Source organism: Chryseobacterium sp. IHB B 17019 (genome assembly GCF_001456155.1).
Taxonomy (GTDB): Bacteria; Bacteroidota; Bacteroidia; order Flavobacteriales; family Weeksellaceae; genus Chryseobacterium.
Map to the genome: position 1 here is coordinate 3012391 of NZ_CP013293.1, position 13990 is coordinate 3026380.

At 35.5% G+C, this 13990-nt stretch carries 19 protein-coding genes; 11 read left to right on the plus strand and 8 right to left on the minus strand.

Going from position 1 to position 13990, the window contains the following annotated elements; all coding sequences use genetic code 11:
* Window positions 1–11: 11 nt before the first annotated feature.
* The 4 genes from ATE47_RS13865 to ATE47_RS13880 all read left to right on the plus strand — a co-directional run bounded on the left by ATE47_RS13865 (window position 12) and on the right by ATE47_RS13880 (window position 3287).
* Window positions 12–782, plus strand: coding sequence for a hypothetical protein (locus tag ATE47_RS13865; protein WP_062162521.1), 771 nt, complete (start codon window positions 12–14; stop codon window positions 780–782).
* Between the two features lie 16 nt (window positions 783–798).
* Window positions 799–1509: a diphthine--ammonia ligase gene (locus ATE47_RS13870; RefSeq protein WP_062163564.1), complete on the plus strand. Its 711-nt coding sequence runs from the start codon at window positions 799–801 to the stop codon at window positions 1507–1509.
* A gap of 97 nt (window positions 1510–1606) precedes the next feature.
* Window positions 1607–2749, plus strand: a complete 1143-nt coding sequence (locus ATE47_RS13875; RefSeq protein ID WP_062162522.1) for a serine hydrolase domain-containing protein — start codon at window positions 1607–1609, stop codon at window positions 2747–2749.
* A gap of 10 nt (window positions 2750–2759) precedes the next feature.
* Window positions 2760–3287: a 2'-5' RNA ligase family protein gene (locus ATE47_RS13880; RefSeq protein WP_062162523.1), complete on the plus strand. Its 528-nt coding sequence runs from the start codon at window positions 2760–2762 to the stop codon at window positions 3285–3287.
* Between the two features lie 102 nt (window positions 3288–3389).
* On the opposite strand, the gene ATE47_RS19575 is transcribed toward ATE47_RS13880, so the two are convergent.
* From ATE47_RS19575 to ATE47_RS13890, 3 genes are read right to left on the minus strand one after another with little or no spacing between them, the layout of a single operon-like run.
* Complete coding sequence (locus ATE47_RS19575) at window positions 3390–3659, minus strand: T9SS type A sorting domain-containing protein (RefSeq protein WP_082632655.1); 270 nt, start codon at window positions 3657–3659, stop codon at window positions 3390–3392.
* Window positions 3628–3897: a hypothetical protein gene (locus ATE47_RS13885; protein ID WP_062162524.1), complete on the minus strand. Its 270-nt coding sequence runs from the start codon at window positions 3895–3897 to the stop codon at window positions 3628–3630. The genes ATE47_RS19575 and ATE47_RS13885 overlap by 32 nt, the downstream gene beginning before the upstream one ends.
* Entirely contained in the window at window positions 3897–4127 is a 231-nt protein-coding gene (locus ATE47_RS13890; protein WP_062162525.1) for a hypothetical protein, read from the minus strand. Before ATE47_RS13890 ends, ATE47_RS13885 begins: the two co-directional genes overlap by 1 nt.
* A 68-nt stretch (window positions 4128–4195) precedes the next feature.
* Here ATE47_RS13890 and ruvC point away from each other — a divergent pair, with 68 nt between their 5' ends.
* A complete protein-coding gene (gene ruvC / locus ATE47_RS13895; RefSeq protein WP_062162526.1) occupies window positions 4196–4750 on the plus strand; it encodes a crossover junction endodeoxyribonuclease RuvC in 555 nt (184 codons plus the stop codon).
* A 14-nt stretch (window positions 4751–4764) separates the two neighbouring features.
* Here the strand turns inward: ruvC and ATE47_RS13900 are convergent, their stop codons facing one another.
* Genes ATE47_RS13900 through ATE47_RS13910 form a run of 3 tightly spaced genes read right to left on the minus strand, consistent with a single transcriptional unit; the run spans window position 4765 to window position 7641 of the window.
* Window positions 4765–5175, minus strand: coding sequence for a hypothetical protein (locus ATE47_RS13900; protein ID WP_062162527.1), 411 nt, complete (start codon window positions 5173–5175; stop codon window positions 4765–4767).
* 57 nt (window positions 5176–5232) lie between these two features.
* The gene (locus ATE47_RS13905; RefSeq protein WP_150114831.1) at window positions 5233–5703 is read right to left on the minus strand and encodes a lipocalin family protein; all 471 of its coding nucleotides are present in this window, start codon (window positions 5701–5703) and stop codon (window positions 5233–5235) included.
* A 39-nt stretch (window positions 5704–5742) separates the two neighbouring features.
* Entirely contained in the window at window positions 5743–7641 is a 1899-nt protein-coding gene (locus tag ATE47_RS13910) for a zinc-dependent metalloprotease (RefSeq protein ID WP_062162529.1), read from the minus strand.
* 168 nt (window positions 7642–7809) lie between these two features.
* On the opposite strand from ATE47_RS13910, the gene ATE47_RS13915 reads away from it, so the two are divergent.
* From ATE47_RS13915 to ATE47_RS13940, 6 genes are all read left to right on the plus strand, one after another.
* Window positions 7810–8880 carry a DUF4407 domain-containing protein gene (locus tag ATE47_RS13915; RefSeq protein WP_062162530.1) on the plus strand — a complete coding sequence of 357 codons (1071 nt, stop codon included), beginning with the start codon at window positions 7810–7812 and terminating at the stop codon, window positions 8878–8880.
* Between the two features lie 120 nt (window positions 8881–9000).
* Window positions 9001–9594: a phage tail protein gene (locus ATE47_RS13920; protein WP_062162531.1), complete on the plus strand. Its 594-nt coding sequence runs from the start codon at window positions 9001–9003 to the stop codon at window positions 9592–9594.
* Window positions 9595–9597: 3 nt separating this feature from the next.
* Entirely contained in the window at window positions 9598–10296 is a 699-nt protein-coding gene (locus ATE47_RS13925; protein WP_062162532.1) for a T9SS type A sorting domain-containing protein, read from the plus strand.
* Window positions 10297–10400: 104 nt separating this feature from the next.
* On the plus strand, window positions 10401–10598 hold the full coding sequence (locus ATE47_RS13930; RefSeq protein WP_062162533.1) for a KTSC domain-containing protein: 198 nt from the start codon (window positions 10401–10403) through the stop codon (window positions 10596–10598).
* Window positions 10599–10716: 118 nt separating this feature from the next.
* Window positions 10717–11184: a redoxin domain-containing protein gene (locus tag ATE47_RS13935; RefSeq protein ID WP_082632610.1), complete on the plus strand. Its 468-nt coding sequence runs from the start codon at window positions 10717–10719 to the stop codon at window positions 11182–11184.
* Window positions 11185–11187: 3 nt separating this feature from the next.
* A complete protein-coding gene (locus ATE47_RS13940) occupies window positions 11188–11706 on the plus strand; it encodes a DsbA family protein (protein WP_062162534.1) in 519 nt (172 codons plus the stop codon).
* A 153-nt stretch (window positions 11707–11859) separates the two neighbouring features.
* On the opposite strand, the gene guaB is transcribed toward ATE47_RS13940, so the two are convergent.
* Window positions 11860–13320, minus strand: a complete 1461-nt coding sequence (gene guaB / locus ATE47_RS13945; RefSeq protein ID WP_062162535.1) for an IMP dehydrogenase — start codon at window positions 13318–13320, stop codon at window positions 11860–11862.
* A 168-nt stretch (window positions 13321–13488) separates the two neighbouring features.
* Window positions 13489–13989 carry a DUF4252 domain-containing protein gene (locus ATE47_RS13950; protein WP_062162536.1) on the minus strand — a complete coding sequence of 167 codons (501 nt, stop codon included), beginning with the start codon at window positions 13987–13989 and terminating at the stop codon, window positions 13489–13491.
* Between the last annotated feature and the right edge of the window lies 1 nt (window position 13990).

Genomic DNA, 13990 nt, shown 5'->3' on the forward strand with positions numbered 1-13990 from the left:
CATTTTAACTCATGAAATACATTTTATTCCTGATTGGGATTATTTCCAGCGGGCTTTTCAATGCTCAAGAAGCCGACAACAACCTCCAGGGTTATTTTATGACCAATTCTAAAGAAACTTTATACCCGTATTTTGCCTTTGATGGCAATGGAAAAGTCGATATCGCAGGATATGGAAAGGGAGATTACTTTGTAAAGAATGATTCTGTGGTAGTTTTTCCTGATAAGGATATTTTTATTTTTAAAATGTCTAAAAACCGTTTGTCCGGCAATTCAACCTGGGTAAAAGATACCAAATGGGACTTAAAAAAAGACAGCATCGCCGAAAACAACAGAAAAGATAACACCCTGGCTAAGAAAAATGCACAGCTTCTTTACGAATATTATCGTAAGACAAGAGTAAAATCTAATGATCTTGACAAATTATTTGATGAAAATGCAATGGGAAATTATACAAAAACTATTGATGATTTGTGTACCAGAGGTCTTGCAAAAGCCTGTATGGAGAAATTTGGATTAATGGTCATGAACGATGCGGGTGGAATGGAAGCTGTCTTAAAAAATAAACTGAAAAAACTTAAACAAAACCCTGAAATTATCAAGTTAGGACAGAAAATCATCAGCATGGGCGAGATTGAAGGTCATACGGTTTTAGGAAGTTATTATTACAGTTTGGGAGACAAAGCCAAAGCTATAAAAGAATGGGAAACAGCCACTGATAAAGGAAGCACCAAAGCTGGAATGGCACAATTTAAAGCAGAAATGAATGATGCAGCAAAATAAAATCCAGAATAAATTAATGAAACCGAAAGCCATCTCCAACTGGAGCAGCGGAAAAGATTCTGCGCTTTCATTGTATAAAATTTTAAAGGAAGACCAATTTGAAGTCACTTCTTTGTTAACAAGCATTAATAAGGATTTCCAGAGAATTTCTATGCACGGCGTTCACGTTTCTTTGCTTGAAAAACAGGCGGAAAGTTTAGAATTAAATTTAATTAAAATGGAACTTCCCAAAGAGCCATCCATGGAAGAATACCGCGAGATCATGGGCAAAACTATGAATGAAATAAAACTTCAGGGTGTCACTCATTCAATTTTCGGGGATATTTTTTTGGAAGATTTAAGGAAATACAGGGAAGATCAATTGCAATCCATCGGGATGGAAGCCGTTTTTCCACTTTGGAAACAGAATACAACCGACCTCATCCATGAATTTCTGGATCTTGGTTTTAAAACAATTGTTACTTGTGTAAATGAAACGTATCTCGACAAAAGTTTTGCAGGAAGGATTATTGATGAAAACTTCATTAAAGATTTACCTGAAAATGTTGATCCTTGCGGAGAAAACGGAGAATTTCACACTTTCACTTTTGACGGCCCTATTTTTAAAAATCCTATTAATTTTGAAATTGGGGAGACAGTCAAAAAAACATATCCGAAACCAAAATCAGATCAGAATGAAAAAGATGACGAATACATTTTCTGGTTTTGTGATCTGATCGCGAAATAAGAATAATTTTAAATAACTATTAAACCTCTTAATGAAAATTATGAGGTTTTTCTTATTTTTATGGATAGCAAATGTTTAAAAAATTTATTTCTTACCAATGATTAGAAAAGCTTATCAAATTTTAATATTGTTTTTCATTTTTGTTAATTTAATTTCATGTCAAAAAGAAATTAAAGCAAAACCCATCGACAAAAAAGCCATTGTCGACAGTACAATTACTGTTTTCGAAAAAAAACTCTTGAAAAACCAAATTGACTCAGTTTTTAAAAAATATAGTTTTAATGGAAGTGTTGCTATTTTCAAAGATTCAATTGAATTATACAGGAAAAACCAGGGCTATTCAGATTTTAAAAATAAATTAGAAATTGATAATAATACAATATTTGCCATCGGTTCTGTGAGCAAGCAGTTTACCGCCGTTCTGACACTGCTTTTATCTGAACAGGGAAAGTTGAATGTAGATGATAAAGTCTCGGAATATTTGAGTGAATTTCAAAATAAAGAATATAAAGATATTACCATTCATCAGCTTTTGAACCATACTTCCGGACTGAATACTTTGGGAGGAAAATTGCAGTTTAGAAGTGGCTCTGATTTCTTTTATTCAAACGACGGCTTCAATACTCTAGGGAAAATTATAGAAAAAATTTCAGGGAAATCTTATCACAGAAATGTACTGGAGCTTTTCAAAAAGGCCGGAATGACTCACTCTTTCATAGGAACTCAGTTTGAAGGAAATAATTTTGCCGGAGCCTATCTGGGAAATGAAAAAGTTTTCGAGAAAATACAGAACATGCCGAAAAGATTAGGAAGCAAAGACATTGGCATTCCAGCGGGCGGAATTCTTTCGACTATTGATGATCTTCATCTTTGGAATAATGCTTTGTACAGTGGAAAAATTTTAAACACGGAGACTTTAAAAAAATTCACCGCCAAAAGTGCCGAAAGACACCATCCTGTTTTTGGGAAAATGGGTTACGGATACGGAATTATGACAAATACTGAAAAGCCCGACACGTACTTTCACAGCGGTTATGTCAAAGGCTCACCTTCTTTGAATATTTATTATCCCCACACAAAAACTTCTGTCATTATTTTATCCAATATTGCAGATGAAGGGAAAGGGAAAAACATGATCTTTAAGCCACACGTTGAGATCAAAAAAATAACGGATGCCATTGAAAATACTGTTGTGCAAATGGGAGGTGAAAAAACTACTAAAACAACCGTGAAAATGTAAATTATTTTCCATGAAAAAACTCTATTTCATAGCCATTTATCCACCGCAGGAAATCATTGAAGAAGTAAAGATTTTCAAAAGGGATCTTGCTTTACATTATGAAAATTCAAAAGCATTGAAGAATGATGCGCACATTACTTTGTTTCCGCCATTTTCAAGAGAGCTTGCTTTGGAAAATGATATTTATGAAGCCTTCGGAAAAATCGACACTCATATCTCTCCTTTTGAAATAGAATTAAATAGTTTTGGAAGCTTTGGGAATCCTAAAAACCCGGTCATTTTTGTACAGCCCGAACAGAATGATCAACTGAAAGATTTACATGCAAGAGTTCGTGAAAGATTTAATTTTATAAACCAATCATTTAATCCTCACATGACCGTAGGTTACAGGAATCTGACGTATGAAAATTATCTGAAAGCATGGGAAATTTATAAAGACAAAGAATACAAAACTAAATTTTTAGTTGACAATATATTACTTCTTCGCCACGATCAGAATTGGGTTCCAATTGCGGAGAAAAAGCTGGATAAAATTTAATTTAAAACAAAAAATCGGCTATCAGAGCCGATTACATGAATTATTTTATGTTAAATTATTCTTTAATAATCTTCTGAGAAATAAGAAGTTCCTTATCCTGAGTTACATCAGAGTATAAACTCCGGAAGGTAAATTATTAATATCAACATACAGTGTTTCAGAATCTTTTAAATCAGATTTTACAGGAATCAGCTTTCCCGAAGCATCGTATAAAGCAACGTTTACATTTTTAGAAAAGTTCTGTTTTCCTTTAATATAAAACTCATTAGCTGTCGGATTCGGATAGATGGCAAATCTACGTTCCTGCGCCTGTACCTCGTTCTGTAAAACCGGAACCGTCTCAAAAACCTGAGCAAAACAAAAGCTCCCGATAAAAAGTGATAATTAAGTTTTTTTCATGATTATAGCCTTTGAGTGATACTAATTGTTTTCCGTTTGTGGAGATCTTCTCAATTTTCACCATTTGGATTTCGGCAGAATGTGAATATCTTACACTAAACTCAGCATTTTGAAGAGAAATTTTCACCCTGCTGACTTCTTCTTTATCATAAACTTCTCTTGAAGGATTCAGAGGATCTTCTACAATCTCCGTTCTGGGCATTACTTTCATCAGAATTCAAGGTTGATTTTAATTTCCCTTCTGTAATTTTCTTTTCCTGTAAGGTAATTTTTTCCTGTCCGGAATCTGTTTTTATCAATTTTAAAAAAGAGGAAGATAATTTGTGAGTTTTTACTCACCGTGCTGATCGTTGTACTTTCACTTTTTGTATTTAAATCCGTCAACTGCAAAAAGCTCGAAAAAAAACAAAAAGGAAAGGTGAAAACAATTAAATTTTTCATGGTTATTTTTTGTTAAGTTAAGAATATTTTTTATCGTTAAAAAAATTAGAAGTCATATCTTTGACCCGATGATCGCAGAGAAAATTATTTTAGGAATTGACCCAGGAACTACGATAATGGGTTTTGGAATTATTTCGGTAAAAAAAGGAAAAATGGAAATGATTTCCATCCATGAATTATTGCTGAAAAAATATCCCAATCACGAAACTAAACTTAAATATATTTTTGATAAAACCTTAGCTTTAATTGACGAATTTCACCCTGATGAAGTGGCTTTGGAAGCTCCTTTTTACGGAAAAAATGTTCAAAGTATGCTAAAATTGGGACGTGCACAGGGTGTTGCAATGGCTGCAAGCCTTCACAGAAATATTCCCATTACTGAGTACTCTCCGAAAAAAATAAAAATGGCGATTACAGGCAATGGAAATGCGAGCAAAGAACAGGTGGCGGGAATGCTTCAAAATCTTTTAAATCTTAAAGAATTTCCCACAAAATATCTTGATGCTTCCGATGGCTTGGCGGTTGCAGTCTGCCATCACTTCAATTCCGGAACAATTGCTGATACGAAATCTTATACCGGCTGGGAAAGTTTTCTAAAACAAAATCCTGATCGTTTGAAATAATTTTAATTAAGTTCTTATTTAGATTTATATTCTTCAGGTTTGATAATAAAATCGGCAGTCGGTTTTCCGTTTTTGTCGAAATAAGAATATTGTAGGGTCACATCATTATCACGGAATTCCTGCATATCTGCTGAAGTTTTTACCACGCGAATTGCACCTTCCTTCGCTTGACTTTTGAAAGTTTCGATCTCTTGCGGGGTCACACTTTCTTTTACATCATCCGTTAATGTATAATTATATTTAAAAATCTTATTCGGTAGAGCTGAAACGCTATCCAGACGTACTCCATCATTAAGAATCTGGGGAGTCAGCTTATTCATGTTTGCCGCGGCCTCTTTCAACTCGTCATCTATAGTTTTCTCTTTATTACAGGAAACCAAGAACAGTGTCATACAGATCATTGAAAATTTAATAACATTTTTCATATCTAAACTTTTTGTGGTTGATATATTAAAGATACTATTATTTTTCAAAACGACATTTTACCTTTTTTCTAATCTTTCGTATAGGTCTTCTATTTGTCTTGCTTTACCATATAAGATTTCATTATAGAAGATGGAAAGTTTTTTTGGGGATGATATTTTATACCGTTCTGTTCTTTTTAGATCTACATCAAGATATGAAAAAGAGCTTTCTGATATAGACACAGAAAGCGGGCCGGAGCTGCTTTTAATCTGGCAGTTCTTTCCTGTTGCATAATTTTTGGTTAGCAGTGTATTTCCGCTTACTTTCTCAAAAACCAAGGTATACTCTTTCTCACATTGATGTAATGGATATATCTTTTTTTCAACGCCATCTGCATACTTCCTTTCAATTAGTTTCCAGCTTCCGAGAAGGTCGGTTTTAAGGTTGTCATTACTTTGCTCAACTTTATTATCTGGCTTTACAACTCTTTTTTGTGACTGGCAGCTGGCCATCATGCAAAAAAGAATAAAACATAGTCCTTTATTCATAATATAAAAATAAAAGCCCTTTTTCAAGGGCTTGTTGTATTAGTTAACTAAGAATTTTTTTGAGTTTTTTATTCCATTATTAGAATGATTAATAATATAAACTCCTTTTGGAAGCTCATGATAAATTTTAATTTCGTTTGTCTTTGAATTTCCTTTCTGAATTAGCTTTCCGCTCATCTCTGAAATTTGATAATCCCCGAAAACTTCATTTTTGTTTCCTAATAGTTTTAATGTATTCTCGGCCTTTACAAACACTATTGTAGCGTTTGAATTATCTTTTACTTCAGAAGTTCCTAAAACATCCATGATTCTTACAGCATAATCTTCCATCTGACCGTACTGTAATTGGGAACATGCATCATAGTCCGGAAGAACAGCTGATGCAAAAGTGGCAGCGTCTACAGCAACCCTCATTCTCAGATATACATTTTTAACAGCAGTTGCAGGAGGGGTGATGTTACTTGTAAGTACCATTTCCTCTCCGCCAGGAATCATAGCGGATAAATTATTTACTACTAATTCTGATGCTTCAAATGCACCATTGTTATTATAATCTATCCAAATTTTTGTTCTAAATTTATTAGATTGACTAAAGCCATTAGCATACGTAACATCAATAGGAGTTGCTGAATTTGCAGCAATATCCGTGTAGTAAGCCGGTCTTATACAAGTAGCATTAGCATAATCCGCATAGAATATAGGTGCCGCTTCATCAGAATCATACCCGTTGGTCATACTATTAATAGTATTCATTTGCACTCTATATGGACCAATTGCAAAGTTATTATTCGCCGGATGTGCAGTACCTACCGGATTACATTGTGCTGCAATTACAGAGACAGGAGATGGAACTGCTACAGAAGGGTCTTTTGCCCCCAGAGAATTCAGAAGATTACTTCTATATTCCATCATCATGAGGATCGCTCTTTCTCTTTGGCCTTGCGTAAATTTCCTGTTGGAATTAGTATAATTCATCACATTATATTGAGTTCCATCATAGTTTACTCCTGTACATGGATCAATACTGCTGTTATTGGGAACTGGTACTCCGTACATACTTCGTGATGGTGATGTGTCACAAACCCTGTCTCCATCCGTCGCACAGTTATTATTAGGCGGACAAGTATTCTGGCTTGTATGACTTACCCCCTGAAAAGTATGGTATAACCCGAACGCGTGTCCCAATTCATGGGTAAGAGTTGTGTCATTAGCATTTTTAATGGTTGCCACCTTCATGAAACTTTCATAGCCATAATCATAAGAATCCGGGAATCTCGCATACCCCATTAATCCGTAACTTAGCTGCTGTTGCCCATCAAACCCTATTACAACATAGATATTAAAATAAGAATTTTCTGGCCAGTGTGGTGCTAATTGATTTTTAATTGCAGAATCCGATGCACCATTATTCCCCTGCATTGCTACACCACCTGTATCATATCCTGCAAGAACACTTCCATTGTATCTTACAATTCCTGTTGTAGGAGTACAGCTCGGAGACCTTTTCGCAAGCACAAGCTTAAAAGGCATTACATTACCTCCTGCAGGACCAGAACCTTCCGGATAAAAACTATTGCCATACGTAGTTGCATACATTCTATTGGCCCTGTCTATCCAGTTTATAATTTCCTGATCAGTAACCGCCAGATTGGCATTTGCTGCAGCATTCGATTCTATGACATGCACTACAACAGGAATTTCATATACTTGCCCTGTATAAAGACCATTCCATGAGCTTGCGCCTCCTACTTTATTCAAATACGACTGCTTGTTAATACTGCTGAATTTTAAGTCAGTCTGCTGTCTAATTTTCTTTAAATTAGGATATTTCATGTCCATTTTTTCCATTTCAGTATCAAAACCGCAAAAATTTTGATTATTCTGGGAAAATACATTAAAAAAAGTAATTAATGTAAGTAAAAGTACAAATCTTCTCATTATTTATATTTTTAAGTTAAAAACTTTGCGAATATAGTAATTTAATTATTTAAAAGAAAATTAAAAACTATTTCTAACTTAAATACAAAACAGCATACTTGGTAAAACATAATACTATCTTTTACAATGGTATGATTTTTAGTATTATATTTGTATAAATTTTCTAGCATGAAAAATAACCAACAAACTATAAATCAACAGAATCATAAAATAAATTGGTTCCAAAAGTTTCTAATGGTCTGTTCCGGAGGAAACATTCATATTTTAAGAAAAACACCAAGCGAATGGAATAAGTTTTCAGGAATTGGAGGTATTGTTCTTTTTACGGCTGTTTTTGCTACGCTTTCCGCAGGTTATGCGATGTATACTGTATTTGATAATATCTGGACATCTATTGGTTTTGGAGTTTTATGGGGACTGATGATCTTCAACCTGGATCGTTATATCGTTTCTTCTATTAAGAAAACAGGAACCTGGTGGAATCAGATTTTAATGGCAATTCCCCGCTTGGTTCTCGCAACTTTTTTAGGAATTATTATTTCTAAACCTTTGGAGCTTAAAATTTTTGAAAAGGAAGTTAATAAACAATTAAATACTATTATCCAAAGGAATAAAAAACAGCTTCAGGGCGAAATGAACGGAAGAATCCTTCAACAGAGCGGCCCTTTTGAAACTGAAAAGAAACAGATTTCCGATAAAGTTGCCCTATATCAAAAATCATATGATTCTGCTGCGGTGGAACTTGAAAAAGAGATTTTAGGAAAACAATCCGGATTAACGAGTGGAAAAGAAGGCTTCGGCCCGAACGCAAAACGTAAGCAAGAGCTCAAAGAGCAAAGAAGACAGGATCTTGAAAATTACCAGAAGCAGGTGGCTTCAAGACTGGAATATTTAGATAAAGAAATTTCGAAGGTCTATACCAATCTGGAAACAGAAAGAAAATCAACGGAAACATTTGAAGATAAATTCAATGGTTTTGCGGCACGACTACAGGCTTTGGATGAGCTGGGCAAAAATTCTGCGATCATTGGTGTGGCTGCGGCTTTCATTATGGGATTATTTATTTGCCTTGAAATTTCCCCGGTTTTGGTTAAGCTGATTTCCCACGTCGGACCTTACGATTACCTTTTAGAAAAAACAGAAAATGATTTCCGACTCTATTCAAAAGAAAAAGTAGAAAAAGGAAATGCCCTGACGGATTTCAGGATTGATGATTTTAAAGATAATTTGTACAAATAATTCATTTATATTAAAATAAATTTACCTTTCAGCTAACTCTGGAAGGTTTTTTTATTTTTTAAACAAAATATGTTGAATATTTTATAACTTTGATACAACCTAAAAAATAAAACTAACACCATGAAAAAACTAGCTTTAGCATGTGCGCTGATCTTCAGCTGTGCATTCACAAATTCTTTAAAAGCTCAAGGATCAGATCCTTTCCTAGGGCAGATTGCATTCGTACCTTATAATTTTGTTCCGCAAAACTGGGCACCTTGTAATGGACAATTAATGTCAATATCACAAAATCAGGCTCTATTTTCACTTCTTGGAACGATGTATGGTGGAAACGGAACCACAACTTTTGCCTTACCAGACATGAGGGGAAGAGTACTTGTTCATGAAGGGCAGGCTCCCGGAGGACCTACAAACTACATAATGGGACAATCAGGCGGATCAGAAAGTGTAACCTTATTAGTAACACAAATGCCGTCTCACTCTCATACTGTAAATGCCGTAACAGCCGAAGGAAATCAGAACACACCGACAAATACACTTCCGGCAGACACAAAAGGATTAGACAAAGAATATTCTGACGCAAACGCGAATACCACAATGAAAGCAACAATGGTAAATCCTACAGGAGGAAGCCAGCCTCACGAAAACAGGCCACCATTTGTAACTCTGAAATGTATTATCGCATTATACGGAATTTACCCATCACACCCATAAGCTATGAAAACACTTTACTTATTATGCCTAGCTCTTGGGAGTTCGGCTTTTGCACAACAGACCATTACATTCAATGGCTGTCATAATGTATTTGACAATCAAAATTTTGTTTTCAGTAAAACAGGCGTAGATGCTTACAATAAAAACATTTACATTACCACTCCTGTTGATGGACAATCCTGCAGCGGCTTAGGTACATGCGAATTCAAAATTCAGTGGAATAATGCTTTGTCAAGATGGGAGTTTCTGGCTGATGAGGGATATGGGACATTTGCAAATCCAAATTTGATTTATTATAATTCTACCGGAAATAATAACTTTTTACCTAACCCACCCTCAATTACCTTTGGAACTTGGGTTGAAAATACCACATTCACTCAAACAGCAGGAGGTTGTGGCGGAAACTTAACTTCAGCAAATTCGACCATGACTGGTGACGTTCACAGCGGCTCACTTGCTGTTTCAGATGTGAAAGGAGATTCTAAAATCCAGATTTTCCCAAATCCGGTTGCTGATATGATCAGAATTTCCGGAATTGACAACGGGCAGTCTATTCAGATTTACAATATGGCTGGCCAGCTTGTAAAATCGGAAGCATTTGATCAGAAGATTAATGTTTCTCAACTCACTTCAGGTGTTTATTTGTTAAAAATCAATACCAAGAACTTCCAGACTCATGAATTTAAATTCGTGAAAAAATAAAACACACAATGTCTCTATAAAATCTTAATTATATTGAAAGCCTTCGAAATTTTTCGGAGGTTTTTCTTTTTTCATTAAGGAACATTTTTTGTAGAAAATTATACATGCCATCCTCAGTCGTCAATAATTATATTTATTTTCCGGAAACTGAAATATTGCGAATCATATATCAGTCTGGAGCAGTGTATGATTACCTGAAAGTTCCGACAGAGATTTTTGACAGGTTTCGAACAGCGCAGTCGAAAGGCAGATTTTTAAATTATGTAATTAAGCCTAAGTTTAAATATAAAAAGGTTGAATGATGGAAATTATTTAAGATAAATTTAAGCAACCGATTACATCATAATCAAATACTTATTCCTAATTTTATTCTACAATTCATACAAATAGATTTATTTTAATCAAACACCACAAAATAATATGATATTAGAAAAAGGAACACCGGCACCGGATTTCGAGCTACACGCTACTCCCGACCAGAAATTAAAACGATCAGATTTTTTAGGTAAAAACTTAATTTTGGTCTTTTATCCGGCAGACTGGAGCCCTGTCTGCGGAGATCAGGTTGCTTTATATAATGAAATGCTCAGCATTTTCCGTAAATACAACGCTGAGATTTTAGGGATTTCCGTGGATAGTTCTTGGTGTCATGATGCTTTTATGGCAGACCGGAAACTGCATTATCCGTTGCTTGCAGATTTTAACCCAAAAGGTGAAATTTCGAAAAAATATGGCGTTTATAATGAGGAAAAGGGAACTTCAAAACGAGCCTTATTCGTAATTGATAAAGAAGGAACAATCCAGTGGAGCTATCTGTCGCCGGACGGAATCAATCCCGGCGCTGACGGGATTATTGATGCTTTAGAAAATTTAAATAAAAACTCATAATTTATGTCTACATTAAGAATTCCAATCGGTCCGAATGACCATGTTCAGGGAAATCTGGAAACAGCAAAAATCGTTTTGGTGGAATATGGAGATTACCAGTGTCCTTATTGTGGACACGCCTTTCCTTTAGTGAAAAAGTTTGTGGATGAATACGGTGATGATGTGGCTTTTGTCTTTAGGAATTTTCCCTTAACTGATTCTCATCAATACGCAATGGCTGCTGCCACTATTGCTGAAGCTGCCGGAAAGCAAGGGAAGTTTTGGGAAATGCACGATCTCATCTACGAAAATCAGGACAGTCTGAATGAAGAAATGCTGAAAGAATCCGTAAAAACGTTACAGCTTGATTTTAATAAAATTGAAAATGATATTAACACGGCCGATATTCAGGATAAAATTGAAAGTGATTTTGAAGGCGGCGTAAGAAGCGGTGTAAACGGCACTCCCTCATTCTTTGTTAATGACCAAAAATGGGAGGATTATGACGGAACATACAATTCTTTTGTTGAACTAATTTCTTAGTTGAAGAATAATTGAAATATAAGTTTGGGCTAAAGCCAATCTACAACGTCTTTTAAAAGCGGGCTAAAGCCCGCTCCTATTGATAAAACCTCATCAAAAAAATAAAAAAGCTACCTCAACATTGAGATAGCTTTTTTTATATTTAATTTATTATTACAAAGAATAATTCGGGGCTTCCTGAGTGATGATAACATCGTGAGGGTGAGATTCTTTCAATCCGCTTCCTGTGATCATTACCATTTTTGTGTCGTTTTGTAAAGCTTCAATATCCTTAGCTCCACAATATCCCATTCCGGCTCTTAAACCTCCTGTTAATTGGAAAATAACATCTTCTAGTTTACCTTTGTGAGGAACTCTACCTTCAATACCTTCCGGAACGAATTTCTTAGCTTCACTCTGGAAATATCTTTCTTTTCCACCTCTCTTCATTGCAGAAAGGCTTCCCATTCCCTGGTATGACTTGAATTTTCTTCCCTGGAAGATAATTTCTTCACCCGGTGCTTCGTCAGTTCCGGCTAAAAGTGAGCCCAACATTACGGCTCCTGCTCCACTTGCAATTGCTTTTACAATATCTCCCGAAAGCTTGATGCCACCATCTGCAATTACGGCAACATTCTTAGTTTTAGCAAATTCGTAAACGTTGTAAATAGCAGACAATTGAGGAACTCCAACACCCGCCACAACTCTCGTTGTACAGATAGAACCCGGACCAACACCTACTTTCAGAACGTTTGCTCCTGCTTTAATTAAATCTTCCGCAGCTTCAGCCGTTACAATATTTCCGCCAACGATATCCAAATCCGGATATGCCTTTCTGATCTCAGAAATTTTATCTAAAACTCCTTTAGAGTGACCGTGTGCAGAATCAATTCCTACGATATCAACACCTGCTTGTACCAAAGCGGCGATCCTGTCCATCGTGTCTTCACCAACACCAACACCGGCTCCTACGATCAAACGACCGTTCTGATCTTTGTTGGCATTCGGATATTCTAACTGGTTGTCAATATCTTTAATGGTAATTAAACCAACTAGTTTATTGTTTTTGTCAACGATAGGAAGCTTTTCAATTCTGCTTTTAAGAAGAATTTCTTTAGCTTTTTCAAGGTTTGTATCTTTATCGGAAGTGATCAGATTTTCTTTCGTCATGATCTCTTCGACCTTCATATCAAGGTTTTCCTGATATTTTACGTCCCTGTTGGTAATAATACCGATTAAAATATTATCGGGATCCACAACCGGAAGGCCGGAGATCTTATATTTAGCCATTGTTTCCTTCGCCTGAGCCAGCGTATGATCTTTTGAAAGCGTGATAGGGTCGGAAATCATTCCGTTTTCCGAACGTTTTACACGGTTTACCTGTGCAGCCTGTTCCGCGATCGTCATATTCTTATGAATAAAACCCAAACCGCCCACTCTTGCCAAAGCAATTGCCAGATCGGCCTCTGTAACGGTGTCCATCGCAGCAGAAACTATCGGAACATTAAGCGTAATTTTATCGGTAAGTCTTGATTTTAATGAAACCTGATTAGGTAAAACTTCTGAATAAGAAGGGACTAGAAGCACGTCATCGAAAGTGATGGCTGTCTCTACAATTTTGTTATGAATAGACATCTTTACTTTCTTGCAAAATTAAGACTTTTCAGCGAGATACGAAAATCGATTTTGATAGTTTAAATAAAACTTAATAATCAATAACTTAAATCAAAAAACCGCCCGGAATTCCGGAACGGTTCTCTTGTACAAAATAAAATTAGTATATGATATTGAATATAAAGTGCCTTATTTATCCGTTGCCGAAGCAATCATTTTTGAAATATCTTTAGCCGTAAAACTTCCTTTCACATCTACAAAAACCAACTCATTATCAGAATTTACAGTGATCAGCATATTTTTAATAGTTTCACCTTTTTGTTTTACGCGGATATTTACATTATCGCCGTCGTGCTTTATGGTTGCCCAGTCTTCGTAATTGTTGTTATTTAAATAATTAACAAAATCTTTCAGCATTTGTCGGTCCCCATTTTCTACGGTCATTACCTTTATTTTTGAAACTTTTCTTACGAGGTTAATGATCTCTTCACTTTCACCGTCTTCTTTTAAAGCTTTTTTGATGTAAGGTTTTGCCAGCAACATCGGAACATTGATGCTCACAAATTTTGCGCCTTTAAAATCGTGTCCCGATTCTGAAAAGAAAGCCATATTCGGTCTTTCCGAAACTACGCACGACTGTAGCAGGAACATCGTACAAACGATCAAGAAAATGTTTTTTAAAGTTTTCATG